At 67.8% G+C, this 25,062-nt stretch carries 29 protein-coding genes and 1 riboswitch; of the genes, 10 read left to right on the plus strand and 19 right to left on the minus strand.

From position 1 onward, the window contains the following. Nucleotides 1-57 precede the first annotated feature (57 nt). Together epsC and ABD729_RS06535 are read left to right on the plus strand one after the other, a co-directional pair. The gene (epsC, locus tag ABD729_RS06530; protein ID WP_344709645.1) at nucleotides 58-744 is read left to right on the plus strand and encodes a serine O-acetyltransferase EpsC; all 687 of its coding nucleotides are present in this window, start codon (nucleotides 58-60) and stop codon (nucleotides 742-744) included. Beyond that, on the plus strand, nucleotides 741-1,085 hold the full coding sequence (locus ABD729_RS06535; protein WP_344709348.1) for a DUF2794 domain-containing protein: 345 nt from the start codon (nucleotides 741-743) through the stop codon (nucleotides 1,083-1,085). Before epsC ends, ABD729_RS06535 begins: the two co-directional genes overlap by 4 nt. Here ABD729_RS06535 and ABD729_RS06540 read toward each other — a convergent pair. Next, on the minus strand, nucleotides 1,066-2,172 hold the full coding sequence (locus tag ABD729_RS06540; RefSeq protein ID WP_344709349.1) for a hypothetical protein: 1,107 nt from the start codon (nucleotides 2,170-2,172) through the stop codon (nucleotides 1,066-1,068). The two genes, ABD729_RS06535 and ABD729_RS06540, sit on opposite strands and share 20 nt — an antisense overlap. 94 nt (nucleotides 2,173-2,266) lie before the next feature. After that, nucleotides 2,267-2,581 carry a glycine zipper 2TM domain-containing protein gene (locus ABD729_RS06545; protein ID WP_344709350.1) on the minus strand — a complete coding sequence of 105 codons (315 nt, stop codon included), beginning with the start codon at nucleotides 2,579-2,581 and terminating at the stop codon, nucleotides 2,267-2,269. A gap of 150 nt (nucleotides 2,582-2,731) precedes the next feature. On the opposite strand from ABD729_RS06545, the gene ABD729_RS06550 reads away from it, so the two are divergent. Both ABD729_RS06550 and ABD729_RS06555 read left to right on the plus strand, forming a co-directional pair. Then, nucleotides 2,732-3,322, plus strand: a complete 591-nt coding sequence (locus tag ABD729_RS06550; protein ID WP_344709351.1) for an SOS response-associated peptidase — start codon at nucleotides 2,732-2,734, stop codon at nucleotides 3,320-3,322. 17 nt (nucleotides 3,323-3,339) lie between these two features. After that, a complete protein-coding gene (locus ABD729_RS06555; RefSeq protein WP_344709352.1) occupies nucleotides 3,340-3,696 on the plus strand; it encodes a hypothetical protein in 357 nt (118 codons plus the stop codon). 7 nt (nucleotides 3,697-3,703) lie between these two features. Here the strand turns inward: ABD729_RS06555 and rsmD are convergent, their stop codons facing one another. The 7 genes from rsmD to ABD729_RS06590 all read right to left on the minus strand — a co-directional run bounded on the left by rsmD (nucleotide 3,704) and on the right by ABD729_RS06590 (nucleotide 8,261). Further along, nucleotides 3,704-4,237, minus strand: coding sequence for a 16S rRNA (guanine(966)-N(2))-methyltransferase RsmD (gene rsmD / locus ABD729_RS06560; protein ID WP_344709354.1), 534 nt, complete (start codon nucleotides 4,235-4,237; stop codon nucleotides 3,704-3,706). A gap of 112 nt (nucleotides 4,238-4,349) precedes the next feature. Then, nucleotides 4,350-5,276 (minus strand): TraB/GumN family protein, encoded by a 927-nt coding sequence (locus ABD729_RS06565; protein WP_344709355.1) that lies wholly within the window; start codon nucleotides 5,274-5,276, stop codon nucleotides 4,350-4,352. Between the two features lie 33 nt (nucleotides 5,277-5,309). Next, nucleotides 5,310-5,975, minus strand: a complete 666-nt coding sequence (locus tag ABD729_RS06570; protein ID WP_344709356.1) for a hypothetical protein — start codon at nucleotides 5,973-5,975, stop codon at nucleotides 5,310-5,312. Next, complete coding sequence (locus tag ABD729_RS06575; RefSeq protein ID WP_344709357.1) at nucleotides 5,975-6,172, minus strand: helix-turn-helix transcriptional regulator; 198 nt, start codon at nucleotides 6,170-6,172, stop codon at nucleotides 5,975-5,977. The genes ABD729_RS06570 and ABD729_RS06575 overlap by 1 nt, the downstream gene beginning before the upstream one ends. A gap of 16 nt (nucleotides 6,173-6,188) precedes the next feature. Continuing rightward, nucleotides 6,189-6,326 (minus strand): hypothetical protein, encoded by a 138-nt coding sequence (locus tag ABD729_RS06580; protein WP_344709358.1) that lies wholly within the window; start codon nucleotides 6,324-6,326, stop codon nucleotides 6,189-6,191. Between the two features lie 117 nt (nucleotides 6,327-6,443). Next, nucleotides 6,444-7,274, minus strand: a complete 831-nt coding sequence (locus ABD729_RS06585; RefSeq protein WP_344709359.1) for a TraB/GumN family protein — start codon at nucleotides 7,272-7,274, stop codon at nucleotides 6,444-6,446. 84 nt (nucleotides 7,275-7,358) lie between these two features. After that, nucleotides 7,359-8,261, minus strand: coding sequence for a TraB/GumN family protein (locus ABD729_RS06590; protein ID WP_344709360.1), 903 nt, complete (start codon nucleotides 8,259-8,261; stop codon nucleotides 7,359-7,361). A gap of 123 nt (nucleotides 8,262-8,384) precedes the next feature. Between ABD729_RS06590 and ABD729_RS06595 the strand changes: the two genes are divergently transcribed. Beyond that, nucleotides 8,385-9,290, plus strand: a complete 906-nt coding sequence (locus ABD729_RS06595; RefSeq protein WP_344709361.1) for a glycine--tRNA ligase subunit alpha — start codon at nucleotides 8,385-8,387, stop codon at nucleotides 9,288-9,290. Between the two features lie 104 nt (nucleotides 9,291-9,394). Next, entirely contained in the window at nucleotides 9,395-11,452 is a 2,058-nt protein-coding gene (glyS, locus tag ABD729_RS06600; protein WP_425564870.1) for a glycine--tRNA ligase subunit beta, read from the plus strand. A 91-nt stretch (nucleotides 11,453-11,543) separates the two neighbouring features. Here the strand turns inward: glyS and ABD729_RS06605 are convergent, their stop codons facing one another. The 7 genes from ABD729_RS06605 to cpaB all read right to left on the minus strand — a co-directional run bounded on the left by ABD729_RS06605 (nucleotide 11,544) and on the right by cpaB (nucleotide 18,472). Continuing rightward, entirely contained in the window at nucleotides 11,544-11,906 is a 363-nt protein-coding gene (locus ABD729_RS06605; RefSeq protein ID WP_344709363.1) for a hypothetical protein, read from the minus strand. A gap of 108 nt (nucleotides 11,907-12,014) precedes the next feature. Next, nucleotides 12,015-13,007: a type II secretion system F family protein gene (locus ABD729_RS06610; RefSeq protein WP_344709364.1), complete on the minus strand. Its 993-nt coding sequence runs from the start codon at nucleotides 13,005-13,007 to the stop codon at nucleotides 12,015-12,017. 14 nt (nucleotides 13,008-13,021) lie between these two features. After that, entirely contained in the window at nucleotides 13,022-13,993 is a 972-nt protein-coding gene (locus tag ABD729_RS06615) for a type II secretion system F family protein (protein WP_344709365.1), read from the minus strand. Nucleotides 13,994-14,035: 42 nt separating this feature from the next. After that, entirely contained in the window at nucleotides 14,036-15,316 is a 1,281-nt protein-coding gene (locus ABD729_RS06620) for a pilus assembly protein CpaE (protein WP_344709366.1), read from the minus strand. Continuing rightward, nucleotides 15,316-15,951 (minus strand): CpaD family pilus assembly protein, encoded by a 636-nt coding sequence (locus tag ABD729_RS06625; protein WP_344709367.1) that lies wholly within the window; start codon nucleotides 15,949-15,951, stop codon nucleotides 15,316-15,318. The genes ABD729_RS06620 and ABD729_RS06625 overlap by 1 nt, the downstream gene beginning before the upstream one ends. Before the next feature lie 26 nt (nucleotides 15,952-15,977). After that, the gene (locus ABD729_RS06630; protein ID WP_344709368.1) at nucleotides 15,978-17,438 is read right to left on the minus strand and encodes a type II and III secretion system protein family protein; all 1,461 of its coding nucleotides are present in this window, start codon (nucleotides 17,436-17,438) and stop codon (nucleotides 15,978-15,980) included. A 2-nt stretch (nucleotides 17,439-17,440) separates the two neighbouring features. Next, on the minus strand, nucleotides 17,441-18,472 hold the full coding sequence (gene cpaB / locus ABD729_RS06635; protein ID WP_344709369.1) for a Flp pilus assembly protein CpaB: 1,032 nt from the start codon (nucleotides 18,470-18,472) through the stop codon (nucleotides 17,441-17,443). Between the two features lie 156 nt (nucleotides 18,473-18,628). Between cpaB and ABD729_RS06640 the strand changes: the two genes are divergently transcribed. Beyond that, entirely contained in the window at nucleotides 18,629-19,708 is a 1,080-nt protein-coding gene (locus tag ABD729_RS06640) for an NAD(P)/FAD-dependent oxidoreductase (protein WP_344709370.1), read from the plus strand. On the opposite strand, the gene rnhA is transcribed toward ABD729_RS06640, so the two are convergent. Together rnhA and ispH are read right to left on the minus strand one after the other, a co-directional pair. Then, nucleotides 19,705-20,154: a ribonuclease HI gene (rnhA, locus tag ABD729_RS06645; RefSeq protein WP_344709371.1), complete on the minus strand. Its 450-nt coding sequence runs from the start codon at nucleotides 20,152-20,154 to the stop codon at nucleotides 19,705-19,707. The two genes, ABD729_RS06640 and rnhA, sit on opposite strands and share 4 nt — an antisense overlap. A gap of 75 nt (nucleotides 20,155-20,229) precedes the next feature. After that, a complete protein-coding gene (ispH, locus tag ABD729_RS06650) occupies nucleotides 20,230-21,177 on the minus strand; it encodes a 4-hydroxy-3-methylbut-2-enyl diphosphate reductase (RefSeq protein WP_344709646.1) in 948 nt (315 codons plus the stop codon). 59 nt (nucleotides 21,178-21,236) lie between these two features. Between ispH and ABD729_RS06655 the strand changes: the two genes are divergently transcribed. Beyond that, entirely contained in the window at nucleotides 21,237-21,881 is a 645-nt protein-coding gene (locus ABD729_RS06655; RefSeq protein ID WP_344709372.1) for a hypothetical protein, read from the plus strand. A gap of 13 nt (nucleotides 21,882-21,894) precedes the next feature. Here ABD729_RS06655 and ABD729_RS06660 read toward each other — a convergent pair whose 3' ends face one another. After that, nucleotides 21,895-23,160, minus strand: coding sequence for a vanadium-dependent haloperoxidase (locus ABD729_RS06660; RefSeq protein ID WP_344709373.1), 1,266 nt, complete (start codon nucleotides 23,158-23,160; stop codon nucleotides 21,895-21,897). 148 nt (nucleotides 23,161-23,308) lie between these two features. After that, nucleotides 23,309-23,400: riboswitch (glycine riboswitch) on the plus strand. A gap of 171 nt (nucleotides 23,401-23,571) precedes the next feature. On the opposite strand from ABD729_RS06660, the gene gcvT reads away from it, so the two are divergent. Both gcvT and gcvH read left to right on the plus strand, forming a co-directional pair. Further along, nucleotides 23,572-24,681 (plus strand): glycine cleavage system aminomethyltransferase GcvT, encoded by a 1,110-nt coding sequence (gcvT, locus tag ABD729_RS06665; RefSeq protein WP_344709374.1) that lies wholly within the window; start codon nucleotides 23,572-23,574, stop codon nucleotides 24,679-24,681. Further along, entirely contained in the window at nucleotides 24,682-25,053 is a 372-nt protein-coding gene (gene gcvH, locus ABD729_RS06670; protein WP_344709375.1) for a glycine cleavage system protein GcvH, read from the plus strand. The last annotated feature ends 9 nt before the right edge of the window (nucleotides 25,054-25,062 follow it).

Raw genomic sequence — 25,062 nt, forward strand, 5'->3', positions numbered from 1 at the left:
AACTGCGGCGCGGCGACATACATTTACGCCGAACAGCCACTGCCAAGGATACGGGCCCTGCGTTTCGCCCTTCTCGACTATCTCGACAGCGTGAAGGAGCGGGATCCCGCCGCACGCAGCCGCTGGGACGTCATCCTCTATCCCGGGGCCTGGGCCCTCCTGTACCATCGCATCGCGCACTGGCTGTGGGGCGGGCGACTGTTCTGGCTTGCCCGGCTGGTCAATCACTGGAGCCGGCTGTTCACCGGGATCGACATCCACCCGGGCGCGAAGATCGGCCGCTATTTCTTCATCGACCACGGCTTCACCGTGATCGGCGAGACAGCGGAGATCGGCGACAATGTCACCATCTACCAGAACGTCACGCTGGGCGGGACCAATCCCTCCACGGGCGTCGGCGGCAAGCGCCACCCGACGCTGGAAGACAATGTGGTGATCGGATCGGGCGCGCAGGTGCTCGGCCCGATCACGGTCGGCGAGGGCGGCCGGGTCGGCGCCAATGCGGTGGTGACCAAGGATGTGCTGCCGCGCACCACGGTGGTCGGCATTCCGGCCCGCCCGGTGCCGGTCGACCTCATCCACTACAGCCCGGGCTTCATTCCCTACGGCACGCCGTGCGGGGAGGACGTCGATCCGGTGCGCGCCAGGATCGGCACGCTGGAAGACGAGCTGGCGGAGCTTCGCGCCGAATTGAAGTCGCTGAGGACGCGGGGTGAGGCACTGCCGGAGAGCAAGGCTTCGTGAGCAGCGTCACGCCCTTTCCGGTGCGTATCGACCGGAAAGCCGTCGCTGCCTTCGACCGGGCCGAGTTGCAGCGGATCCTCGACCTTTACGGACGGATGGTCGCGGCCGGGCACTGGCGCGATTATGCGATGCAGTTTTCCCCCGACCTCGCCACCTTCGCGGCGTTCCGGCGGGCGGCCGAGCGGCCCGAGGTAAGAATTGAAAAACGCCCCTCGCTTCGGTTGAAGCAAGGGGCGTGGGCCTTGATCGGTGAGCATGGTGCAGTGCTGAAGCGGGGCCAGGAACTCGCTGGTGTCCTGGCCCCGCTCGAGCGGCGCCTGCTCAGGCTGGTTGCGGAGTGATTCGGACGTCGGTCGCCGGCAGGTAGCCGCGAAGACGGCTCGGCAGCCATTCCACCACCACGGCGCGGGCCTGGTGCCAGAAGGCCGACAGCAGCAGCAGTGCCGAGCCGATGACCAGCGCCGTCAGGGCGATGTTGAGCCCGACCGCGCCGAACGTCTCGAACAGGTTGTTCATGGCGTAGAGCACATAGGCCAGCGCCGAGACGAGCAGGGCGCGCCGGTCGATCGCCAGCGCGGCTATGCCGAGCGCGACGTAGATGGCGATGACCACCAGCCCTTCGCCGACGGTCGCGTCGCCGTCGTTCAGCCCGAGCAGGGTGAAGACCGGATGGACGATCATTGGGGCGGCCAGCAGGTGAAGCCAGAAGGCGACGTCGGAGCGGCGGGTGATACGGGCCGGGTCAGACGAATCCCAACGCATGGCGAACAGGAACACCGCCACCCCGAGCACCAGGCCGGCGCCGAGCAGGATGTTCATGGTCTGCGGCGTCTTGCCGATCGCGGCGCCGAGCAGGGCGACCACGATTCCGGCCACCGCCGCCGCGCCGGCGGCAACGGTGATCGGAACGCGGAAGCGCTTCCAGTGGACGAAGGCGGCGGCCGCGCCGGCGGTCGCAGCGGCCGCGGCGGTGAGGCCGATGACCAGCGGCGAGGGATCGCTGTTCTGGTAAGCTCCCTCAACGAAATAGGCGATGGTCAGGCCGACCGTCGCCGTCACTCCGCCAACAAACGCCAGCAGCAGGAGGATCGAGGGTAGCGCCATCCGGCGCCTCGCGGTGAAGAAGAGCGCCAGTCCCCAGCTTGCGGCGGCAATGCCTGCCGGTGCGAGAGGCGACGGGCCGTCGCCGCCGACCCGGAAGCCGAGGTTCACGCCGATGCTGTGGGCGATCCAGCCGATCGCAAACAGCAGGATGGTGGCAGCGATCGAGACGAAGATGTCGTTGAAGCCGGTGATCAGCCGGAAATGTTCTTCATCGACGGCCGGGGTATGGCGCTGCTGATCGATGAAGGCGCGGAGCGCGGTGGCCGATTCGGGCGTGATCGCGCCCGCCGCCACGGCTTCGTCGAGGTCATTCTGGCTGTACATGAAAAAACACCTCCCTGTTGACCCGAAGGCTACAGGAAGGTGTTCTATTGTGTCAATACACTAAGCCGGCGCCCCCGGAAGGGCCATGCCAGCCTTAGCGGCAGACGTAGCGCTTGCGGCTGCGCTCGACCTCGCGGCCGAGGAGCGCACCAGCGGCGGCGCCGAGGATGGTCCCGGTGGCGCGGCTGCCGTGGGTGTCGATCGCGCGGCCGATCAGCGCGCCGCCCGCGGCGCCGACGAGCAGACCGGTGGTGCCGTTGTTGCGGCGGCAGCGGGCGCGGCCCTGGCTGTCATACCAGGTGCGGCCGTTGTAGTAGCGCGACTGCGCCTCGGCCTGGACCGGAGCCACCATCGTGGCGGCGGGGACCGTAAGGCCGGTGACGGCAAGTGCCATGATCATGTTCCGCATCGTCTTCTCCTGTTTCTCGTTGCGGGTTCGCTGAAACTCGTCTGGACTGTTCAACCTGAACGGCGTGCCAATGGTCGACGAGGTTAAGCGGCAGATAAGCAATTAACGGCGAAACGAGTTTTTGGGTCCGGTGAGGTGAGCAGAAGCGCGATGTGCAATCTCTATTCCATGACCGCGAGCGTCGACGAGATGAAGAAGCTGTTCGGCAGTTTCGAGGGCGAGCGCGACAACCTGCCGCCCTTCGGCGAAATCTATCCGGGCAAGCCTGCGCCGGTGCTTCGGCGTTCCGACACCGGCGCGCTCAAGCTCGAGATCATGGAATGGGGCTTCCCCGGGCCCGCCGCGGCCAGGGGGCGGCCGGTGACCAATATCCGCAACCTGGCCAGCCCGTTCTGGCGCAGCGCGCTCAATCGCCCGGATCGTCGCTGCGTCGTCCCGGTCACCCGCTTTTGCGAATGGGAAGGCGAGAAGGGGTCCAAGCGCAAGGTGTGGTTCGGCCTGCACGAGGAGGCCGAGCCCCTGTTCGCTTTTGCCGGGCTGTGGCGGCCGGGCGAGGGCGGGGTGCCCCACATGGCCTTCCTGACCTGCGATCCCAACACGGTGGTGGGAGCGATCCACCCCAAGGCGATGCCCGTCATGCTGCGTCCTTCCGATGTCCCGACCTGGCTCGACAGCGAGGCCGCAACCGCCTGCGCGCTTGCGGTGCCCTACGCGGATGCCGATATGCGTCGTCTGCCGTAACGAAACAGGGATTGCTCATGGCCAAGGACAAGAAAGCGAAAAAGGCCCACAAGGGCGACGAGGCCGCGGCGCTGAAGCCGAAGAAGGCCAAGGGCGACAAGAAGAAGCACGCCGACATCGCGCGGCCGCACCCGCTCGAGGCGCTGTCGCGGCTGGCCGATCATCCGCTGGTGTCCGAACTGCTCGCGGCCGGTGCTCTGGCAGCAGTGGCGGCGGTCGCCGAAGCAGGGTCGAAGAGCCCCGGCGCGGTCAAGTCCGCGGACAGTGCCAAGAAGGCCGGCAAGGCTGCCGCGGCGGCGATCGGTGCCCGGCTGCTGAAGGAATTCAACAGCGGGACCAAGGCCGTCTCGGACAAGCTGCCCACGAAGAAGTAGCGCCGGTTTAGGACTGCAGCAGGGTCAGCCGCGCCGGCCCGGTGTCGCGTTCGGTGTCGAGCCGAAGCGCGCCCGGGCCGACAGGATCTCCCCGCGCGGTCTCGATCGCGAGCCAGCCGCCGGGCGCGAGCCAGCCGGCCTGCTCGACCGCCGCGCGCACCGCCTCGCCTGCCCCTGCGCCATAGGGCGGGTCGGCAAGGATGAGGTCGAACGGCGCGGCAACCGGCGGCAGCTTGAGGGCGGAGCAGGCGAGCAGCTGGACTTCGGCGCCGAGCGTCGCGGCATTGGCGGTGATCGTGCGGCGGGCCGATGCGTCGGTTTCGACCAGGATCGCGCGGACGGCGCCGCGGGACAGGGCCTCGAACGCCAGCGCGCCGCTTCCGGCATAAAGGTCGGCCACCGCCAGATCGTCGAAGCTGCCAAGGCGGCTGGCGAGCATGGAGAAGAGCGTCTCGCGCGTGCGGTCGGCGGTCGGGCGGGTGGAAGACGTGGGCGGCGCGGCGATGACCCGGCTGCGCCACTTGCCGGCGATGATCCTCATGGGGGCCGTGTAAGGGGAACAAAGGGGCTTGTCATTGCGAGCCGTGGGCGAAGCAATCCACGGGTTGGGGCCAGTGGATTGCTTCGCTTTTCTCGCAATGACGGAAGTGTGGTCAGTAGTTGACGCGGGCGGTCTTGATCCCGCTCTTCGCCAGATAATCCTGGACGCTGTCCTTGCCCGCAAGGTGGCCCGCGCCGACCGCGATGAAGACGGTGCCGGGTTCCTTCAGGCGATTGTCGATCCACTTGGCCCAGGTCGCGTTTCGCTTGGCCAGCAGCACGTCATAGAGCATCGGGCTTTGCGACTGCATCTCGTTGATGAGCTTGGCAAAGCCTTCCGCGTCGCCGTCGTTCCACAACTTGGTCATGCGGGCGAACAGGGCCGGCGTCTCGTCGATCGTCGAGGCGGTATATTCGAGCAGGCGGACCTGTTCGGCCTCGGGCAGCGCGTCGAACATGCTCATCTGGAAATCGAGCGTTTCCAGCTGGTCGACCGGCTTGTTCACCTGCTTGGCGGCGGCGGTGATGATCGCTTCCGCGCCCTGTTCGCCGGTCTTGCCGAGCTTCTGGGCCTGGAGGACCGACAGCATCATCGACGCGAAGAAGGGCTTGAACGTGTCGAACGCGGTGGGCGGCGCGCCGAGCTCGGCAAGCGCTGCGGCAAAGTCCTTCTTGCCCTTGTCGCTAAGCTTGGAGGTCAGCGGCTTGCCGTCGGTGGCGATGGCATATTTCTGCATCAGCGGCGCGATGGCGGCGGGATCCTCGGGCTTCACGACTTCAAGGTAGACCTTGCTCGACGAATCGAAGGCCTTCTTGACCCCGTCGTTGAACCAGTCGGTCTTGCCGTCGAGCGCGTGGAAGGTGCCGAACAGGTAGATGGTCGTGTCGGCGTCCTTCACCACCCACAGGGCGGGATCGGTGTCGGGCAGCTTGGCGGCGGCGGGGGCCGGGGCCGGGGCCGGGGCCGCCGTCTGGGCCATGGAGGGCGCGGCAAGGCCAAGGGCGCTGCCGAGCAGGATCGAACGGATGAGCTTGAACATGGGTATTACTCCTGAGTGAAGGGAAAAAAGGGATCAGCGGTATTTGAGCCAGGCCCAGACGGTGAAATTGACGACGCAGGCGGCGAGCAGGATCAGCATGGCGCTGCCGATGCCGATCGGTGGGATCAGCCCGCCGCGGGCGAGCAGCCATGCCGCCGGAAGGGCGAGGACGAGGAAGTAGAAGGCGAGGCTGTTGGCCCACAGATACGCCTGCTGCTCATGGTCATCGATGGTGCGGTGGTAGAGGACCAGGGTCGAGGCGAGCACGACCACGGAGACCAGCGCTGCCAGCCCGGCGCTCAGCGGGTCGAGCGGGGCGTTGCTGAGGATGTCCTGCGGCCGCCCGTCGTTCGCCACGCCGAGCAGCAGCCCGAGGGGAAGTCCGGAAACGACGAGGACCGCCATCATCCGATTGTAGCGGCGCTGGTAGGCGCTCTGCGCGGGCCCCCGCCAATGCGCTGACAGGCGCCAGGCAAACCAGCCCAGGGCGACACCGGCGGCAAGGCTTCCCACGAAGGCGGCGATCGCCAGGGGCTTGAGCACGCCACGTTCGAGGGTCGCGGCAAACAGGCCCATGACGACCCCAGCGGCGAACACGCAGCCGAGAACGGCAAGGGCGAGAAGGGCGACCCGCGCCGGCGAGGACAGCCGGTCGATCCAGGCGGTGCCCGGCGAAGCGGGGGAGGCGAAGTCGGTCATCACTGAACCTCATCGGAAAAGATCTGCTCGATCGGCTGGTCGAACAGCCGGGCAAGCTTGAAGGCGAGGGGAAGCGAGGGATCGTACTTGCCCGTCTCGATCGCGTTCACCGCCTGGCGGGAGACGTCGAGATGCGCGGCAAGGTCGGCCTGGCTCCATCCCCGCTCGGCGCGGAGGACTTTGAGGCGGTTCATCACGCGTTGCGCGCCCCCGTCATCCCGCCCACCCCTGCGTGATCGCCGCGATCAGCGACGGCGCGAAGATGGTGATGAACGATGCGCAAATAACGACGATATCGTCGCGGCGGCGCTGCTCGGGCGTTCGGCTGAGGCAGATACGAAGGCGATCCATGACCCATTTCCTGGTGCAAGGCGTCCCTGACTTCTTGTCAGGTGTGCTTTACATACCGAGTCGCGGGCCCATGTCAAGCAACCCTGACTTTTTGTCAGGATAGCTTGTCCTGGCGCGTCAGTTGACGCGGGCGCTACGGATGCCGTCGGCCGCGAGATTCGCCTGCACGCTGTCGCTGCCGACGAGGTGGCCCGTGCCGACCGCGACGAACACGGTTCCGGGCTGCTTCAACCGCGCCTCGATCCACTTGGCCCAGGCGGCGTTGCGATCGGCGAACAGGCGCTGATAGGCTTCGGGCGACTGGGCGCGGACGGCGCCGACCACTGCTTCGATCGGCTGCGAATCGCCTTGGTTCCAGCGGTCGACCATGGTCCGCAGGTAAGGCGCGACATTCTGGTCCGGGCTGGGGGCCTGCGCGGCGGCGGCGGCGGGCGCTGCAGGCCGCGCCGGGCTCGGCAGCGACTGATACATGCGCAATTGTTCGTCGAAGCTTTCAAGGCCGAGGATCGGCTTGCCAATGGCCCCGGCGGCGCGGGCGAGGACCTGGTCGGCGCCGAACTGCGGGCTGAGCCCGACCGTCCGCGCCGATTGCAGCGTGGCGCGCGCCACGGCGAGGCCCGAGCCGGCCGGTGCTGCGACCCTGACCGGCTGGGTCGGGATCAACGTTTCGAGAACGAGGGTGCTGCTGCTGTCGAAGGCGCGGCGCACCGCATGATCGAACCAGTGGGCGACGCCGTCGTGGGTATGGATGGTCCCGAACAGGTAGATGATCGTGTCGGCATCGCTGACCACCCACAAGGCTGGGCGGGCGCAATTGGCTTGGTCATGGACCGGTTCGGTAAGGGGATCGGCGGGGCGCGCCGCGGTAGGGCTGGAAGTCAGCAGCGGAAGGGCACAAAGGCCCAGCAGCAGTTGCCGGGCGCACCGCGCCCAGCCCGTCCGTACCATGATGCGACCCCCCGGCCACCGGTTAAGGCTCGAAGTGTCACGACTAGCCCCCGCTAAGTCAACGCATTGCTACCGGTGAGAAAATCACTGCACTCGAGTGACTTTGAGGCCACGTTTCTGAAGCATGGCCTGGACCGAGTTGCTGCCGGCGAGGTGGCCCGCGCCGACAGCCACCATCACCGTGCCGGGCTGGCCAAGGCGCCCTTCGATCCAGCGCGTCCAGTTGGCGTTGCGCTGCTTCAGGAGCATCTGTTCGAGCGCCGGGCTGCCCGCCATGTCGGCGTTGAAGCTGCGCGCGATGGCCTTGACGTCGCCGCGGGTCCAGGCGCTCAGCATGCCGTCGAACTGTTGCTTGACCGCGGCTGGGCTTTCCAGCGTTCCGAGCAGGAGCTGGACCTGCGCCGGTTCGGGCAGCTGATCGAAAAAGCGCAGCTGCTCCTCGTTGGTTTCGAGCTGGCCGATCGGCTTGCCGGCCGCGCTGAACCGCGCCTTCAGCTTCATTTCGACGCCTTCGTCCTGGTGCACCTCCATCGCGCCGAACTGGGGTCCGAGCAGGCTCAGAGCGACTGCCCAGGTCTCCATCTTGTCGAGCGCCGCGGGGGCGATCCGGCTCTTCGCGATCGCGGTGGCGAGCGCGGCGCGCTTGTCCCTGGGCACGCGGTCGAGCAGCGGCGGCAGGCCGGGCGAGGTCGCCAGCCGCATCAGCGTCGCGGCGAACGGCGCGGGATTGGCGGTATCGACGATGGTTTCGACCACCAGCCCCTGCGATTCCTCGGCCGCGCGGTCGAGCGTCGGGCTGACCCAGTCGGTGTTCCTGGGCAGCAGGTGGATGGTGCCGAACAGGTAGATGGTGGTGTCGCGGTCGGCGACCTTCCACAGCGCGGGGCGCGGCTGGGCGGGGACGCGGGCCTCGGCCGGGGCGCCGCCAAAGGTCGCGAGGCCGAGCGCTGCAAGACCCTTGCCGATCCAGTTGTACTTCAAACCCACGCAACTCTCCTTGCAAGGCACCCGCGCCGGAACGGCGGGTTGGCCGGGTGGCACCGTTCCGGCGCGCTCCATGAGATGGGTCTCCCTTGCCCGCCTGCCAAGCTCTCCCCTATGGCGCGCGCCATGACCGTGCCTGCGCCCCAGAGCTCCCAAGGGCTGAGCTTCCAGGACCTGATCCTGACCCTCCACCGTTACTGGTCGGAACGCGGCTGCCTGATCCTGCAGCCCTACGACCTCGAAATGGGCGCCGGCACCTTCCACCCGGCAACGGTACTGCGCGCGCTTGGCCCCGATCCGTGGAACTGCGCCTACGTCCAGCCGTGCCGCCGCCCGACCGACGGCCGCTATGGCGAAAACCCCAATCGGCTCGGCGCCTACTATCAGTATCAGGTGATGCTGAAGCCGAGCCCGCCCGACCTCCAGCAGCTTTATCTCGACAGCCTGACCGCGATCGGGATCGACACCGCCGCGCACGACATCCGCTTCGTCGAGGACGATTGGGAAAGCCCGACGCTGGGCGCCTGGGGGCTGGGCTGGGAAGTCTGGTGCGACGGGATGGAGGTGACCCAATTCACCTATTTCCAGCAGGTCGGCGGCTTCGACTGCTCGCCGGTGGCGGGAGAGCTCACCTACGGGCTGGAACGACTGGCGATGTACATCCAGGGCGTCGACAACGTCTTCGACCTCAAGTTCAACAGCCCCGGTCCGGGCGGCTGGCAGGCGACCTATGGCGACGTGTTCCTGGCGAACGAAAAGCAGATGAGCGAGTGGAATTTCGAGGTCGCCGGGACCGAGCGCCTGTTCGACGCCTTCCGCAAGGCGAGCGAGGAATGCCAGAACTGCCTCGACCGCAAGCTCGCCATTCCTGCCTATGAGCAGGCGATCAAGGCGAGCCACATCTTCAACACGCTGCAGGCGCGCGGCGTCATCTCGGTAGCCGAACGGCAGGCCTATATCGGCCGCGTGCGCGACCTGGCGAAGGCGGCGTGCGGCGCCTGGCTCGACGCGCAGGGGGAGAAAGCGGCATGAGCGAGGGATCGACCCGCCACCATGCGCCGCTCGAGGCGGCGCCGAGCGCGCCCAACGAGGCCGATTTCCTGCTCGAACTGCGCTCGGAAGAGATCCCGGCGCGGATGCAGGCCAAGGCCCGCAACGATCTTGCGCGGATGTTCGCCGAGGAGCTTGCGAAGGCCGGGCTCGAGGCGGGCGAGATCGACACCTTCGCGACGCCGCGGCGGCTGGGACTGATCGCCCGCGGGCTGCCGCTCGCCACCGCCGCCGTCAGCGAGGAACTCAAGGGTCCGCGCGCGTCCGCGCCGCCGCAGGCGCTGGAAGGCTTCCTGCGCAAGACCGGCCTGACGCAGGACCAGCTGGTCGAGCGTGACGGGGTGCTGTTCGCGGTGATCGACAAGCCCGGCCAGCCGACGGCTGCGGTGCTGGGCAGCGCGATCAAGCGGATCATCCGCGGCTTTCCCTGGCCCAAGTCGATGCGCTGGGGCGAGGCGTCGGCCTCCACCTCCTCGCTGCGCTGGGTCCGCCCGCTGCAGGGCATCGTCGCCCTGCTCGGCGACGAGATCGTGCCCGTGTCGGTCGAAGGGCTGGCAAGCGGCGCGACCACGGTCGGACACCGCTTCCACCATCCCGGGCCGATCACGCTCGGCGGCGCGTCCGACTATGCCGAGAAGCTGCGCGCCTGCCATGTCATCGTCGATGCCGACGAGCGCGCCGCCATCATCCGCGACGGCGCGCATGCGCTGGCGGCCGGCGCCGGGCTGACGCTGGTCGAGGACGAGGGGCTGGTCGCCGAAAATGCCGGGCTGACCGAATGGCCGGTGCCTTTGCTCGGCCGCTTCGACCCCGATTATCTCGACGTCCCGCCCGAAGTCATCCAGCTGACCGCGCGGACCAACCAGAAGTATTTCGTGCTGAAGGACGAGACCGGCGCGCTGGCCCCGGCCTTCATCTGCACCGCCAACATCGAGGCAAGCGACGGCGGCGCGGCGATCGTCGCGGGCAACCAGCGCGTGCTCGCCGCGCGATTGAGCGACGCGCGCTTCTTCTGGGAGCAGGACCTCAAGATCCCGCTCGATGAGCAGGCGCAGAAGCTCTCGGGCATTGTCTTCCACGAGAAGCTCGGCACGGTCGCGGAGCGCGTGCAGCGCATCGCCGACCTTGCCGAATGGCTGGCGATCGAGGCGGTGGTTCCCGGCTGCGACCCCGACCACGCCCGCCGCGCCTCCGAACTCAGCAAGGCCGACCTCGTCACCGGCATGGTCGGCGAGTTTCCCGAACTGCAGGGCCTGATCGGCGGCTACCTTGCCGAAGCGCAGGGCGAGCCCAAGGCGGTCGCCGAAGCGGTGCGCGATCATTACAAGCCGATCGGCCAGGGCGACGATGTGCCCGCCGCGCCGGTGACGGTGGCGGTGGCGCTGGCGGACAAGCTCGACACGCTGCGGGCGTTTTTCGGGGCCGGAATGCCGCCGACGGGAAGCAAGGACCCGTTCGCGCTGCGCCGTGCTGCGCTGGGCGTCATCCAGATCGTGACCGCGAATGGCCTTCGCCTGCCGATCGCCGAGGGCGACCTGCTCGATTTCTTTGCCGATCGCCTCAAGGTTCAGCAGCGCGAGGCGGGGGTTCGCCACGACCTCATTGATGCGGTGTTCGCACTTGGCGGCGAGGACGATCTGGTTCGCTTGCTCGCCCGCGTGACGGCCTTGCAGGGCTTCGTCGAAGGCGGCGAGGGGGCGAACCTGCTCGCGGGCTACAAGCGCGCCGCGAACATCCTCAAGAAGGAAAACTGGGACCTGCCGCGGGTGATGGCGGACCGGGGCGAGCAGGGCATGCCGCAGACCGGCGAGGAAGACCCGCTGGCGATGGTCGAGGAAATGCCTCAACTGGTGCGCGAGATGGCGCAGGGCTCGGCCCTCCCGGCCGACGCGCCGGAGGCGGAGCGGGCGCTGGTCTCAGCGCTCGATCATGCCGAGCCGGCGGCCAAGGCTGCGGTCGAGGCCGAGGATTTCGGCGCAGCGATGGCGGCGCTGGCGTCCCTGCGCGGGCCGATCGATGCGTTCTTCGAAGCGGTGACGGTAAACGACGCCGACCCGGCAGTGCGGCGGCGGCGGCTCAACATCCTGGCCCGGTTCCGCGACGCGGTTCACGGCGTCGCGGATTTCTCGCGGATCGAGGGCTAGGCTTCAGACAGATTTCGTCATTGCGAGCGAAGCGAAGCAATCCACTACGCGACGGGGATTGCTTCGCTTCATCTCGCAATGACGAACTGATCTAGCGGCGGTTGCCGTCGAGCGGGCGGCGGTCGTAATTGTCCGGCACACCGTCGCGGTCGAGGTCGCGGCGCGGCGTTTCGACATAAGGATCGGTGCGGCCGGTGACCGGGGCCACGGCCGGCGCGCTGCGCAGCGCGGCTTCACGGCGGTCGGTTTCCTCCCGCCATTCCTTTTCGCGGGTGGCCCAATGCGCCTCACGCTCCTTGTCGCGGGTTTCCAGCGACTTACGGGCGGTCACTTCCTCGTTGTAGCGGTTTTTCCATTTGCGGCGGCCGCCGCTGGTCATCCACATTCCGACCAGCAGGCCGAGCACGAAGATGAGGCCAATGATGATCCATTGGTCGGTGGTGAAGGTCGTCATGGGGCGGGTCCCTGTTACGAATGCGGTTGCGTAACGACCAAGACGACGAAGGGCGGCCGTTGGTTCCCCAAGGCCGCCCTCCAGGCATCCCCCACGAATGCCCGAGGCTTAGCCGCCGCCGATCATGCTGTCGCTGATCGAGCAGGCCGCGGGCCCAAGGATCACGACGAACAGCACCGGAAGAATGAACAGGATGAGCGGAACGGTCATGATCGCCGGGAGGCGCGCGGCCTTTTCCTCGGCGCGCATCATGCGCTCGTTGCGGAATTCGGCTGACAGCACGCGCAGCGCCGAGGCGAGCGGGGTGCCGTATTTCTCGGTCTGGATCATGGTCGTGACCACGCCGCGGACGGCTTCGAGGTCGACCCGGCTGGCGAGATTGTCGAACGCCTGGCGGCGCTCGTTGAGGAAGCCGAGTTCGATCGAGGTCAGGCCGAACTCGTCGCCGAGTTCCGGATAGGCCTTGCCGAGTTCGCGGGCGACCCGGCCGAAGGCGGCGTCGACGGTGAGGCCGGCTTCGGCGCAGATGACCAGCAGGTCGAGCGCGTCGGGAAGGCCCTTGCGGACCGCGTCGCTGCGCTTGTTGATCTTGTTCTTCAGCCAAAGGTCGGGCGACTTGTAGGAACCGATCAGGACGCCCGCGACCAGCGCATATTTCTTGAAGGCGCCCCAGTCGGGGAAGGTGTCGAAGACATAGACCGCGACGATCGCCGCGCCGCCCAGCACCACCGGCAGGATCAGGCGGCCGAAGATGATGAAGAAGGCGAGGTCCTTGGTCCGGATGCCGGCCTGCAGCAGCTTGACCTGAATGTCCTGCAGCTGGCTGTCCTGGATCATCTTGAACGCGGACAGAATGCCGCGGACCTTGTCCGCCGCCTGGTTCTTGTTGACGATGCTCTTGCGCTTGTTGGTCGAGGCGACGATGCCAGCCTTGAGCTGCTCGCGGCGTTCGTTCAGCGCCTTGACCCGGCGGGCCATGGGATCGCGGACGGTGGTCGCGGCGTAGATGGCGATGAGCACCGCCAGCGTCGCAACCCCGGTCAGCAGGGTCGCGAACCAGATGACGTCGACGCCGAGGAGGGTAGGGCCGGAAGGTTGCATTTCTCAGTGACCCTTTAGATCTCGAAGCTGACCATCTTGGCCATGATGAAGACGCCAATCCCCATCCAGACCATGGCGCCGAGGCCCGCGACAATGAGCCGCTCGTCCGTGAAGAACCCGCCCATGTAATTGGGGTTGAGCAGGTAAACGAGCGTGAAGACGATGAAGGGCAGGGCGCCGACGATCATCGCCGAGGCCTTGGCTTCCGAGCTCATCGCCTTGATCTTGAGCTTCATCTGCGCGCGCTTGCGGAGCACGTCGGCAAGGTTGGACAGGGTCTCCGCCAGGTTGCCGCCGGTCTCGCGCTGGATGGCGAGGGTGATGACGAAGAACTGGAATTCGGGCGTGCCGAGCCGGTCGGCGGTCTCCTGCAGCGCGCCTTCCATGGTCACGCCGATCTTCATCCGGTCGGACACCAGCCGGAATTCGATCCCGACCGGTCCGCCGATCTCGCCCGACACGATGCCCAGCGTTTCGGTGATCGGAAGACCCGAGCGCAGGCCGCGGACCATCAGTTCGATCGCGTCCGGGAAGTTCGATGTGAACGCCTTGAGGCGGCGGGTGATCATTTTGCCGACCACGAAGTGCGGCAGGCCGATCCCGACGAACAGGCCAAGCAGCAGCGACAGCAGGATCGGCGCGTCTTGCGACAGCATGCCGCCCGCGACGACCACCAGCAGGCCGACATTGATGATCGCATAGCGGCCGAGCGTGATCGACTTGCCGGTCTTCTCCAGCCGCAGGCGCATCGCCGCCGGGTTGGGGATCAGGCCCGAAGCCAGGCTTTCGACCCTCGAGTCCTTGCGCGACAGGAGCTTGCGGATCTGCGCATTGGCGGCGGCCGGGAGCGAGCCCGACGCATGCCGCTCGCGCAGCGATTCGAGGCGGCGCTTCTGGGCCTTGGCCGGGCTTGGCCCAGCCATCGCCACATAGGCGAGGCCAAGCGACAGCAGCAGGCCGAGGCCAAGCAGGAACATGGTCAGCATCGTGCCGGAATCCTCATGACGTGCGCTGCCTTCTCAGACTGCTCAGGCGGCCTTGGCCGGCTGCTTGGCGACCAGACCCTTCAGGCTGGCCATGATCGACTTGGACTGGGCGGCCGAGGCCGAAGCTGCCTTGGCCGCGTCGCCCGCGCCTTCCTCGGTGGCATGGCTCAGCACCATGTTGCACAGCTGCGAGAAGGGTGCCCCCGCCTTGCCGGTGGCGACTTCGGCCATCGGCTTGCCGAGCTTGGCGGACTGGGCCGCGAGCTTTTGGTCGGACGAGAATTGCACGTCGACCTTGCGCTCGATCGAGTCCTGGAAGTCCTTGAGCGAGATTTCGAGGCCGCCCCCCGACGGGACCTGGTTGGCGACCATGATCACCTTGGTCTGCGGGGCGTTGCTCTTCAGCCAGGCGAGGACGCGGATGGTGTCGCGGGTCGCGGCGAGCGTCAGGTTGCTCACCACCACCGCGACATGGGCGTCGTGGACCATGTGCGGATACTGCACCAGCATGTTGCGGGGCAGGTCCAGCACGGTCGCCTCGAACGCGCTCTTCATCTCCTCCTGGAGCTGGAAGTAGGCGGTGCCGTCGGTGATCAGCGGCTGGTTGATCGGTGCTTCGGCCGACAGCACGCTAAGGCGCTCGTTGGCGCGGACCATGGCGCGTTCGATGAACAGGCCGTCGATGCGGCTCGGATTCTCGATCGCGTCGGTCAGGCCGCGGCCCGGTTCGAGGTCGAGCCCGAGCGCGCCGGTGCCGAAGTGGATGTCGAGATCGAGCAGCGCGGTCGAGCGCTGCGCCTTGGCACCGAGCATCCAGGCAAGGCTGGTGCTGAGGGTCGAGGCACCGACGCCGCCGCGCACGCCGATCACCGCCGACATGATGTGCGGCTTGTCCAGCTGCGCTTCGCCGCGCGGCCCGGACAGGATCATCTGGGCGTTGGCGAAGGTGTCGCGCAACTGGTCGACGCTGAACGGCTTCAGCAGATAATCGTGGATCCCGCTGGCAAGGAGGTCGCGGTAGAGGCGCACGTCGTTGACGCCGCCGGCCGCGATCACGATCGTGCCGGGTTCGCAAACTTCGGCCAGCGCGTTGATGTCGTTCAGCGGATCGGCCGATTCCGACAGGTCAACGAACAGGATGTTCGGCGACGCCGACACGGACAGCGACTGGACCGCGTTGCGCAGGCCGCCCTTGTTGACCTTCTCCGGGCTCCAGCCATGCTCCACCGCGACCGGGCGAAGCACCTCGGCGGTGGCGTCGTCGCAGACGAAAGCAGTGAACGGATCACGCAGACCCGCGCGGGATTGAAACGGCGCGTTCATTAGTTGCCCCCCTTGGACGAGGTCTTCTGGAGGCCGTCCTGGCCGACCGGCTTGCGGGCCCGGTAGACGTCGATGGCCTTGTTGCCGACGGTGGCGTCGTTGGTCGCCGATTCGCGGCCGCTGACCAGGTCGCCCGGGTTGGCGACCATCGCGGCGAGATTGGAATTGACCGCGCAACCGTAATTGCTGGTCAGCTCGTTGGTGTAGTTGGGCATGTTCGAGCTCGACCAGTTCGGGCAGCCCGGAACGCTCGCGCGGGTGCGGGTGACGACCACGCGGACCGCGCCGGGCGGGATCGCACCGGGGGTGAGCGGCGCGCCGTCGGAGACCAGCAGGCCGTAGCGGCCGGCGACCCGGGCGACATCGCCACGTGCCGACGAGGCATCCGCGCCGTCGACGCTGATGACGTCGCCATAGCCAAGCTCGAGCCCGCGGAACCAGCCGTCGAGGCGCGCGGCCTCGGTCTGGGGCAGGGAGCCGCCCGGCGCCGCCGCGTCGAACACATAGTCGGCGCGCGACACGACCGGGACGTTGAGCGCCTCGAGGCCGCGGCCCGGACGGTCTTCGCCGCGATGGACCTCGCACCCGCCAAGGGCGGCGCACGCGAGGAGCAGGAAGGAAAGCTTCTTGGTCATGGTCACTTCCTTGTGGCTAGGCGCGCTCACAGCTTGAACCCGGGCGCGGGCGCCGCCACCGCGGCGGCGGCGGGCGCTGCGACAGTGGCCGAGGACGACAGGCCGGGCGCAACCGGCTGGCCGACCGGGCGCGGGCCCGACACGCCGCGGATGATCTGGCCTTCGAGGATCCCGGTGCCTTCGTGCGGATTGCGATAACCGTCGATCGGGGTCGCCAGCTTGCCGCTGATCGGACGGACCAGGTACGGCGTGACGATGATCACCAGCTCGGTCTCGGCGCGGCGGTAGCTGCGCGAGCGGAACAGGCTGCCGAGGACTGGCAGGTCGCCAAGGAACGGCGCCTTGGAGATCACATTGTTGTTCGACGTCTTGAGCAGGCCGGCGAGCATGAAGCTCTGGCCCGAGCCCAGCTCGACCGTGGTTTCGGCCCGCCGCGTGGTGAGCGCGGGGATCTCGAACCCGTTGAGCTTCAGCGCGCCTTCGGTGCTGAGTTCGCTGACTTCCGGGCGGACGCGCATCGAGATGCGGCCGTCGCCAAGCACGGTCGGCGAGAAGGCGAGGGTGACGCCGTAGCTCTTGTATTCGATCGCGACGGCACCGCCGAGACCCTGGCTGACCGGGATCGGGAATTCGCCGCCGGCAAGGAAGCTTGCGGTTTCGCCCGACAGCGCGGTGAGGTTGGGTTCGGCAAGCGTGGTCGACAGGCCGTCGGACGTCAGCAGGTCGAGCGTTCCGAGCAGGTCGAGCCCGAGCAGCTTGCCGCCGGCGGCAAGCGTCGTGCCGAGCTTGGCGATGCTGAATTCCTTGCCCGCGGCATTGTTGGTGCCGGGGTTGCCCTGGCCGATGCCGAACTGGAAGCCACCGGTGCGGTCGAACGACAGCAGGTTGACGCCGATCTGCTTGAGCGCCGAGCGATTGACCTCGGCGATGCGGACCTTGAGGTTGACCTGCAGCGGCACCGCGGTGCGCAGGCGGGTGACCACCTGCATGCCTTCGCCGACATAGGCCTGGACGAGGCGCTGGGCCTCGGCGGCATCGTCGGGGCTGGCGACGGTTCCGGTCAGCAGCAGGAGGTTGTTCATCGGGGTCGCCTGGACCTGCGATTCGGGCATCGCCGCGCGCAGCATCTCGTCGACCGAGCTGATGTTGGTGCCGACCCGGACATTGGCGGCATAGACCACCCGGCCCGACTTGTCGGTGGCATAGAGGGTCGTCTCGCCCTTGCCCTTGCCGAAGATATACAGCTGGGTGGGCGAGCGGACCTGGACGTCGGCGACACCTTCGTTGGCGATGAACAGGTCGCTCATCGGTGCCGACAGGCGGACCAGGGTCCCGGTCCCGGCGGAGATGTTGAGCGTCTCCGAAGGACGGGCGGCCATCGGCTGCGCTGCGGCCGGGGTGGCGGCCAGGCTCAGCGCCGAAGCGCCGAGGGTGAGGGCGGCCAGGGCCGAAGCCACCCGCCCGAAAGACTTGTTACCCTTGCTCATCTTCAACGAGCCCCCACTGGAACGAAGCTGACATTGTTGCCGCGGGCGATCCGGACCGTCGGGCCCATCTGCACCGCGGTGCCCGGGACCGGGGCCGGGGCCCGCGGTGCCGGCGCCGCAGCGGCGCTGCTGGCATAGCTGCTCGACGGCGAACGGGCCGGGACCGAGCGGCGCTGGAAGCGCGACACGTCGCCGCCGGTCGCAAAGGTCGGCGAGGTGTCAACCGGCTGGCTGGCCATCGCCATCAGCATCTTGCGCTCGTCAGCGGGGCTGGCGCCGGCCGGAACCTTGACCTGCCCGGTGGAGACCATGCGCTCCAGCTCGGCCTGGTTGTCGGCGATCGAGCGCAGCACGAGGCTGAGCTGGCCGAGGCTCTGCGCGACCGAGATCTTCTCGGCGAGCTTGGGCGTCACTTCGAAGGTGACGTTGCCGAAGCTGGCGATGATCGGCTTGCCGTCTTCACCCTGGCGATTGGTGGCCTGGCCGGTGGCCAGCACGCGCAGGTTGCGGATGATCGTTTCCGAGACCTTGAGCGGCGGACCATCGCCGCCACCGGTGACGGTCTGGGTCAGGACCATGTCGACGCGGTCGCCCGGAAAAACGAAGCCGGCGACGCCCGCGATGTCGTTCACCGGAACGGTGATCGCCCGCATGCCGGGGGTCAGGGCAGCAGCAAGGAAGCCGCGATCCTGCGGTCCGACCAGCGAGCCGCGGGTGACCGGCTGGCCGGCGGTGATGGCGTTACGCACCACCGTTCCGATCAGCTTGGCCGGGTCGGCATCGGGGCCGCCTTCCTGATAATAGGCCTGCTGGACAAGCTCGGCCGGCCAGGGCTGGTAGGCGAAGCTTTCCGCATCCACCATCGCGCCGACCGGAAGCGGCTTGCGGGCAACGAGGATCTTGGGACCCTGTGGCACGGCGGCAGCCTGAGCCTGCGGAGCGCCGGAGCCCGCAAACATGTTCTTGGCCATGACGGCCGTGACCGCTGCAATCAGCAGCGCTCCCACCAGAAGTGCAACTTTCTTCACATCCATGGCGACTTCCGCCCCTTCCTCGCGTCCCGTAGGAAACCCTTCGAACGTCAGACAAATCGGCCAAAATGGTTAAGATATGGTTCGGCCAGTTAGGGACTTAGGCAGGCCCTCCGGCACTGGACGGGCAGGGCCCGGAGCGCCTAACCGGCCGCTGTCATGACCAGGGTCGAGCTTCTGATCGTCGGTGGAGGGATTGCGGGCGCGAGCCTTGCCGCGGCGGTGGCGGGCCGGCGGCAAACCCTGCTGATCGAGGCGGAAAGCCAGCCTGGCTATCACAGCACCGGTCGCTCGGCCGCTTTCTGGCACGAAGGATATGGCGGACCGCTGATCGCGCCGCTCAGCCGGGCCAGCCGGCCGCTGCTCGACGAGGGCGGCTATCTCTCGCCGCGCAGCGCGATTCACCTTGCCCGCGCGGGCGAGCCGATCGACCTCGTCGAGGGCGTGGCGGCAGTCCCGCTCGATCGCGCGGAGCTCGAGCGGCGGCTCCCCGGGATCGCTCCGATCTGGACCCACGGCGCCGAGGAACCCGCGCTCGCCGACATCGACGTCGCCCGGCTGCATGGCGACTATCTGGCGGCGGCGCGGCGGGCCGGGGCGGAGGTCCGCACCGACGCCCGCTTCGCCGGTGCCGAGCGGCAGGCGGACGCAAGCTGGGTGGTGCGCCTCGAAGACGGCACCCAGCTTATCGCCGACGTCATCGCGAATGCTGCCGGCGCCTGGGGTGACGGGGTCGCCGAAGCGTGCGGAATCGCCCCGCTAGGCTTGTCGCCCAAGCGCCGGACGATGGTGCAGCTGCGCGTAGGCCGATCGGGCCTCAGGCACTTGCCGCTGGTGGTCGGCGCCGACGGCAGCTTTTATTTCAAGGGCGAGGGCGACCGTTCGATCTGGCTCAGCCCGCACGACGAGATCGATTGCGCGCCCTGCGACGCGGCGCCGGAGGAAATCGACGTCGCGACCGCGATCGACCGGTTCGGCCAGGTCGTCGACTGGCCGGTCGAGGCGGTAGAGCGGCGCTGGGCCGGGCTCAGGACCTTCACCCCCGACCGCGTGCCCGCGATCGGCTTCGCGCCCGATTGCCCGAGCTTCTTCTGGTGCGTGGGGCAGGGCGGATTCGGAATCCAGACCGCCCCTGCCGCAGCCCTGCTCGGTGCCGCCCTATTGCTCGGCGAAGGCGAGATTCCGGCGGGTGTCGATCCCAAAGTCTACGATCCGGCACGATTCGCCCGGGCCGATTAGCCGCGCACGCCTTCCGCCGCGGCGCAGGCGAGCTGGTCGACCCGCTCATTCTCCTCGTGGCCGGCGTGGCCCTTTACCCATTTCCAGTCGATCTGATGCGGCTCGACCGCCGCGCACAGCGCCTGCCACAGCTCGGCATTCTTGACCGGCTTTTTGGCGGCCGTGTGCCAGCCGTTGCGGCGCCAGTTGTGGACCCACTTGGTGATGCCGTCCTTGACGTACATGCTGTCGGTCGAAAGCGTCACGCGGCATGGGCGGGTCAGCGCCTCCAGCCCCTTGATCGCCGCCATCAGCTCCATGCGGTTGTTGGTGGTGGGGTTCTCGGCCCCCGACAATTCCTTCTCGCGCGCGCCCATGCGGATCAGCACGCCCCAGCCGCCAGGGCCCGGATTGCCCTTGCAGGCGCCGTCGGTGAACATCTCGACCTTGGGAAGTTCGCTAGTCATCGCAGGCGTCATTGCGAGGAGCGCAGCGACGAAGCAATCCATGGATTGCTTCGCTTCGCCCGCGATGACGATTTGCTAGGCGACCAGTTCGCGCGGCAGCTTGAAGGTCAGGCCCTCAGGCACGTGGTCCTGCTCTTCCATGGTCAGCGCGAAGCGCTCGGACAGGGCCTCGATCACTTCCTCGACCAGCACTTCGGGCGCCGACGCGCCGGCGGTCAGGCCAACCGTGCGCGGGGAGCCGAGCCAGTCCCAGTCTATTTCCACCGCGCGCTGGATCAGCCGCGCCGGCACGCCCTCACGCTCGGCGACTTCGGCGAGGCGCAGCGAATTGGAGCTGTTGGGCGCGCCGATCACCAGCATCTTCTCGACCCGCGGAACGATCGCCTTGACCGCCGACTGCCGATTGGAGGTCGCGTAGCAGATGTCCTCGCCGCGCGGCGCCTTGATCGAGGGAAATCGCTGGTGAAGCGCGGCGACGATCGCGGCGGTATCGTCCACCGACAGCGTGGTCTGGGTCAGGAACGCAAGGTTGTCGGGATCCGCGACGTTCAGCAGCGGCACGTCTTCCTCGGTCTCGACCAGGGTCATCGACCCCGGCGGGACCTGCCCGAAGGTGCCGATCACCTCGGGATGGCCGGCGTGACCGATGAAGAGGATGTGACGCCCGGCCTCGATCAGCCGCTGCGCCTGGCGGTGCACCTTGCTGACCAGCGGGCAGGTCGCGTCGAGATAATCGAGCCCGCGGTCCTGCGCTTCGGCCGGCACCGTCTTGGGCACGCCGTGGGCAGAAAAGACCACCGGCACGCCGTCCGGCACCTCGCTCACTTCCTTGACGAACACCGCGCCCATCGCCCGCAGCCGGTCGACCACATATTTGTTGTGGACGATCTCGTGCCGGACATAGACCGGCGCGCCATAACGCTCGAGCGCGAGCTCGACGATGCGGATCGCCCGCTCCACGCCGGCGCAGAAACCGCGCGGTGCGGCGATGATCAGGTGAAGGGGACTGGCGCCGTCTTGCATGGCGGCCATGTAAGCCATCGCTTGCCTGCCGAGAAGGGGCTTCCTATGAGCCTTGCCCCATGACCATCGTTCGCCGTGCCGCCCCTGCCGCCGCCCTGCTCGCCCTGCTCGCCGCCGGCTGTGCCCGCGACGGGACACTGACCGACACCGGCGTCTACGTCACCCGCACCGGCTGCCCGCAGGTGGCGATCCCCGCCGCGACCGGGGACATTACCCTGTTCGATCCGGCCAACAGCCGCGAAGCCCGCGCGATCGACGTGGTGGCGACCATCACCAATATCCGCGTCACCTGTTCGGAAGATGCGGCAAACGTCGTCAGCACCGCGACCTTCGACGTGCTGGCCACCCGCCGCGACGCCGGCCCGGCCCGGCAGGTCGTGCTTCCTTATTTCGCGGTGGCCGTGCAGGGCGGGACCAACATCACCGCCAAGAAGGTCGGCGCGGTCGCGCTCGACTTCCCGGCCGGACAGATCCGCGCCCAGACCAGCAGCCAGACAACCACCCGCATCAATCGCGCATCGGTGGCGCTGCCGGCCGACATCCAGCGTGAGCTGACCCGTGAGCGCAAGCCCGGGGACCCCGACGCGGCGGTCGACCCCTTGAGCGATCCCAAGGTGCGCGAAGCCGTCGCCCGCGCAACCTACGAGCAGCTGATCGGCTTCCAGCTGACCCCGGACCAGCTCCGCTACAACGCCACCCGCTAGGCCGCCGCTGCGATCAGGACGCCGGCCGCACCTCTGCGGGGGCGAGCGGCTGGAGCACCCGTTCGAGCGTCAGCCGCGCAAGGTTGCGGCCAATCTGCTCGCCCGCCTCGTTGCTGAAGCGGTAATGGACCCCGCCAAGGGTGCGCGAATAGCTGACCTGCCGCGCCCATTCGTTCCAGTCCGGCAGCACCTGCACCGCTGACGACGGGATGGACGAGGAGCCGATGCGCACGCCCCACGCCGGCTTTGCGCCGCCGAGCCTGGTCATCAGTTCGGCCACCGCGCCCGCGTTCATGCAATGCCCGCACGGATATTCGCCGTGGTTGGGGGTGTTCATGAGCGGCAGCCAGTTCGGGTCCATCTCGGTCGCCGGATTGCCATCCTTGTCGGCGTTGCGGATGGCGGTGATCGGCCGCCAGAAGCTGTAGTGCAGCTTGGAGTCCATGTAGGCGATGCCAAGGTCGTCCTGCATCATCCCGTACAGGGCGAACAGCCGCGCATTGTCGACCATCGAACGGCCGTCGCGGTCGGTGACGTTGCGCAGGGCCGGCAAATCCTCGGGGGTGATTCGATAGCGCGCCATCAGCGTTTCGACCTGGCTGCGGTCCTTGCTGTCGCGCGCGCCCATCTTCTTCACTTCGTTGAAGTCGCGGGCATAGCGCTCGCTGGTCAGGGCCGGCGGCGGGCCGGGGCGGACCTCTTGCGCGCTCTTGAGAAGCCACGGACGATAGGCCGGCATCTGGTTCATTCCGAAGGGAAGCGCGGTCGGGACCCATTGACCGGGCGTCGTCACGGGGCGGTAGGCGGGGAGGGTTCTGGCCGGCGCCAGGTCACCGATTTTCAGCACCGCCTCCGCGGCCGCCTTGCCAATGGCGATCGCGTCGCTCTTCGCCGCGCCCTCGGGCACGCCGGCCATGGCCAGGGCATAATTGCCGTCGAGGTCGGTCTTGTTGACCCCGGGCTGCGCGCTCAGCACGGTGTAGACCGCGGTGATCCCCGCCACCTGCTGGTCGGCCGAAGCGCTCTTCATGGGCATGTCGACATAGCTGCGGTAGCGGTGGTCGATCGCATTGACCGCCTCGAACATCGCCAGCGCGGCCTTGGTCATCAAATGATCGCCCTCGCCGGTGCGAACGGCGGTGACGAGGGGCGACCCTCCACTCCCCTGCGGCAGCGCCTTGCGGGCGAAATCCATCCACTCGCAAACGGTATCGGCCGCCGCCGGCGTCGCGATTGCCAGGCCAAGCACGGACGCAAGCAGCAGTTTCTTGAAGCGCATCGGACAACCCCCATTGAAGACGCAGGGCGGAGGCTAACACGACTTCGTCTCGCCCCCACGTGGAATCTTCACACCTGACCTGAAGTCGCGTTGACTTGGGATGCCGCCCCCCTAGAGCCGGGAGCAGCCAGTCCGGCGGCAACGCCGGGCGACTCGCGCGGGAGAGGCCCTGGCTCGACCAGGGCGCCGAAGGAGCAACCGCCCCCGGAATCTCTCAGGCAAAAGGACCGCGCGTGGTCGAGGCTGTCTGGAAAGTGCCGTGCCCCTCCGGGTTGCGGCCGCCGAAGGGGTAACCTTGCGCGCATCGGCGCCAAGGGAAAGCTCTCAGGTCGACAGGGACAGACGGGGGTTCGCTTGATGCTCATGCCGACCGGCTGACGGGAGGGGGGCGCGAACCTTTGGGAGTGTTCCTTGGCTGACGTGCTCGACCTCGATCTTCAGACCCTGCCGCTCGACGCCTGGCACCGCGCCCGTAGCGGACGGATGGTGCCGTTCGCCGGCTATCACATGCCCGTCCAGTACGAAGGCATCATCGCCGAACACCGCTGGACCCGCATCCACGCCGGGCTGTTCGATGTCAGCCACATGGGCCAGTTGCTGATCCCCCTCGATCAGGCCGAGGCGCTGGAGAAACTGCTTCCGGCCGACCTCCTCGCGATGAACGAAGCGCGGCCCAAATACAGCCTGCTGCTCAACCAGACCGGCGGGATCGTCGACGACCTGATGATCACTAAGCGTGCCGACGGCTGGTACATGGTCGTGAACGGCGCGACCAAGGTCGGCGACATGGCGGTGCTCGACGCCGCTGGCGTCACTTTCACCTACCTCGAGGACCAGGCCCTGCTCGCGCTGCAGGGGCCCGACGCGGTCGCGGTGATCGCCGCCCACGCACCCGGCGTCGCCGACCTGTCCTTCATGCAGGCCGGCGCCTTCGCCCTTGGCGGCACCGAGGCGTGGATCAGCCGCTCGGGCTATACCGGCGAGGACGGGGTGGAGATCTCGCTTCCCGCCGCGGCCGCCGAAGCCGTTGCCGACCTGTTGCTGTCCGACGAACGGGTCCGCCCGATCGGGCTTGGCGCGCGCGACTCGCTGCGGCTCGAAGCGGGCCTGCCGCTCTATGGCCACGACCTCGACGAGCAGACCACGCCGGTTACCGCCGACCTGTTGTTCGCGATCAACAAGCGCCGCCGCACCGACGGCGGCTTTGCCGGCGCCGACCGCATCCTCGCCGAACTCGAGCAGGGCGCGGTCAGCAAGCGCATCGGCTTCACCGTCGAAGGCCGCCAGCCGGTCCGCGAGGGCGCGCGGATCCTCGATGTCGAAGGCAATGAGGTCGGCCGGGTCACCAGCGGCGGCTTCTCGCCCAGCCTCGAAGCGCCGATCGGCATGGGGTTCGTCGCCACCGCGCTCGGCGCGCCCGGCTCGGCCCTGACGCTCGAGCAGCGCGGCAAGCTGTTCCGCGGGACCGTCACGGCGCTGCCGTTCGTTCCGCACCGTTACCATCGCAAGGGGAAAGCATAGATGAGCCTGCACTTCACCAAGGAACATGAGTGGATCCGGGTCGAAGGCGACACCGCCACTGTCGGGATCACCGATCACGCGCAAAGCCAGCTCGGCGACATTGTCTTTGCCGAGGCGCCCGAAGCGGGAAAGACGCTCGACAAGGGCGGTGAGGCCGCGGTGGTCGAATCGGTCAAGGCCGCCAGCGACGTCTATGCCCCGGCCTCGGGCGAAGTGCTCGAAGCCAACCAGGCGATCGCCGACGATCCCTCGGTCATCAACACCGACCCCGAAGGCGAGGGCTGGTTCTTCAAGCTGCGCCTCAGCGATCCGTCCGAGCTCGACGGCCTGATGGACGAGAACGCCTATCGCGAATGGGTGGCGACGCTTTGAGTCATCTCC

It is taken from the genome of Sphingomonas humi, from assembly GCF_039536725.1.
Taxonomy (GTDB): Bacteria; Pseudomonadota; Alphaproteobacteria; order Sphingomonadales; family Sphingomonadaceae; genus Sphingomicrobium; species Sphingomicrobium humi.

Bases quoted from the DNA above. Each gene is read 5' to 3' on its own strand.
- ABD729_RS06615 (WP_344709365.1), bottom strand. From the start codon at position 13,993: ATGCTGACCATGTTCCTGCTTGGCCTCGGCCTGCTGCTGTCGCTTGGC.
- ABD729_RS06550 (WP_344709351.1), top strand. From the start codon at position 2,732: ATGTGCAATCTCTATTCCATGACCGCGAGCGTCGACGAGATGAAGAAG.
- ABD729_RS06655 (WP_344709372.1), top strand. From the start codon at position 21,237: ATGACCATCGTTCGCCGTGCCGCCCCTGCCGCCGCCCTGCTCGCCCTG.
- rnhA (WP_344709371.1), bottom strand. From the start codon at position 20,154: ATGACTAGCGAACTTCCCAAGGTCGAGATGTTCACCGACGGCGCCTGC.
- ABD729_RS06540 (WP_344709349.1), bottom strand. From the start codon at position 2,172: ATGTACAGCCAGAATGACCTCGACGAAGCCGTGGCGGCGGGCGCGATC.
- ABD729_RS06630 (WP_344709368.1), bottom strand. From the start codon at position 17,438: ATGAGCAAGGGTAACAAGTCTTTCGGGCGGGTGGCTTCGGCCCTGGCC.
- ABD729_RS06565 (WP_344709355.1), bottom strand. From the start codon at position 5,276: ATGTTCAAGCTCATCCGTTCGATCCTGCTCGGCAGCGCCCTTGGCCTT.
- ABD729_RS06545 (WP_344709350.1), bottom strand. From the start codon at position 2,581: ATGCGGAACATGATCATGGCACTTGCCGTCACCGGCCTTACGGTCCCC.
- ABD729_RS06640 (WP_344709370.1), top strand. From the start codon at position 18,629: ATGACCAGGGTCGAGCTTCTGATCGTCGGTGGAGGGATTGCGGGCGCG.
- ABD729_RS06610 (WP_344709364.1), bottom strand. From the start codon at position 13,007: ATGCAACCTTCCGGCCCTACCCTCCTCGGCGTCGACGTCATCTGGTTC.
- ABD729_RS06555 (WP_344709352.1), top strand. From the start codon at position 3,340: ATGGCCAAGGACAAGAAAGCGAAAAAGGCCCACAAGGGCGACGAGGCC.
- ABD729_RS06570 (WP_344709356.1), bottom strand. From the start codon at position 5,975: ATGACCGACTTCGCCTCCCCCGCTTCGCCGGGCACCGCCTGGATCGAC.
- ABD729_RS06585 (WP_344709359.1), bottom strand. From the start codon at position 7,274: ATGGTACGGACGGGCTGGGCGCGGTGCGCCCGGCAACTGCTGCTGGGC.
- ABD729_RS06620 (WP_344709366.1), bottom strand. From the start codon at position 15,316: ATGAACGCGCCGTTTCAATCCCGCGCGGGTCTGCGTGATCCGTTCACT.
- gcvH (WP_344709375.1), top strand. From the start codon at position 24,682: ATGAGCCTGCACTTCACCAAGGAACATGAGTGGATCCGGGTCGAAGGC.
- ABD729_RS06660 (WP_344709373.1), bottom strand. From the start codon at position 23,160: ATGCGCTTCAAGAAACTGCTGCTTGCGTCCGTGCTTGGCCTGGCAATC.
- ABD729_RS06595 (WP_344709361.1), top strand. From the start codon at position 8,385: ATGACCGTGCCTGCGCCCCAGAGCTCCCAAGGGCTGAGCTTCCAGGAC.
- cpaB (WP_344709369.1), bottom strand. From the start codon at position 18,472: ATGGATGTGAAGAAAGTTGCACTTCTGGTGGGAGCGCTGCTGATTGCA.
- rsmD (WP_344709354.1), bottom strand. From the start codon at position 4,237: ATGAGGATCATCGCCGGCAAGTGGCGCAGCCGGGTCATCGCCGCGCCG.
- glyS (WP_425564870.1), top strand. From the start codon at position 9,395: ATGCAGGCCAAGGCCCGCAACGATCTTGCGCGGATGTTCGCCGAGGAG.
- ABD729_RS06605 (WP_344709363.1), bottom strand. From the start codon at position 11,906: ATGACGACCTTCACCACCGACCAATGGATCATCATTGGCCTCATCTTC.
- ABD729_RS06580 (WP_344709358.1), bottom strand. From the start codon at position 6,326: ATGGATCGCCTTCGTATCTGCCTCAGCCGAACGCCCGAGCAGCGCCGC.
- ispH (WP_344709646.1), bottom strand. From the start codon at position 21,177: ATGCAAGACGGCGCCAGTCCCCTTCACCTGATCATCGCCGCACCGCGC.
- ABD729_RS06625 (WP_344709367.1), bottom strand. From the start codon at position 15,951: ATGACCAAGAAGCTTTCCTTCCTGCTCCTCGCGTGCGCCGCCCTTGGC.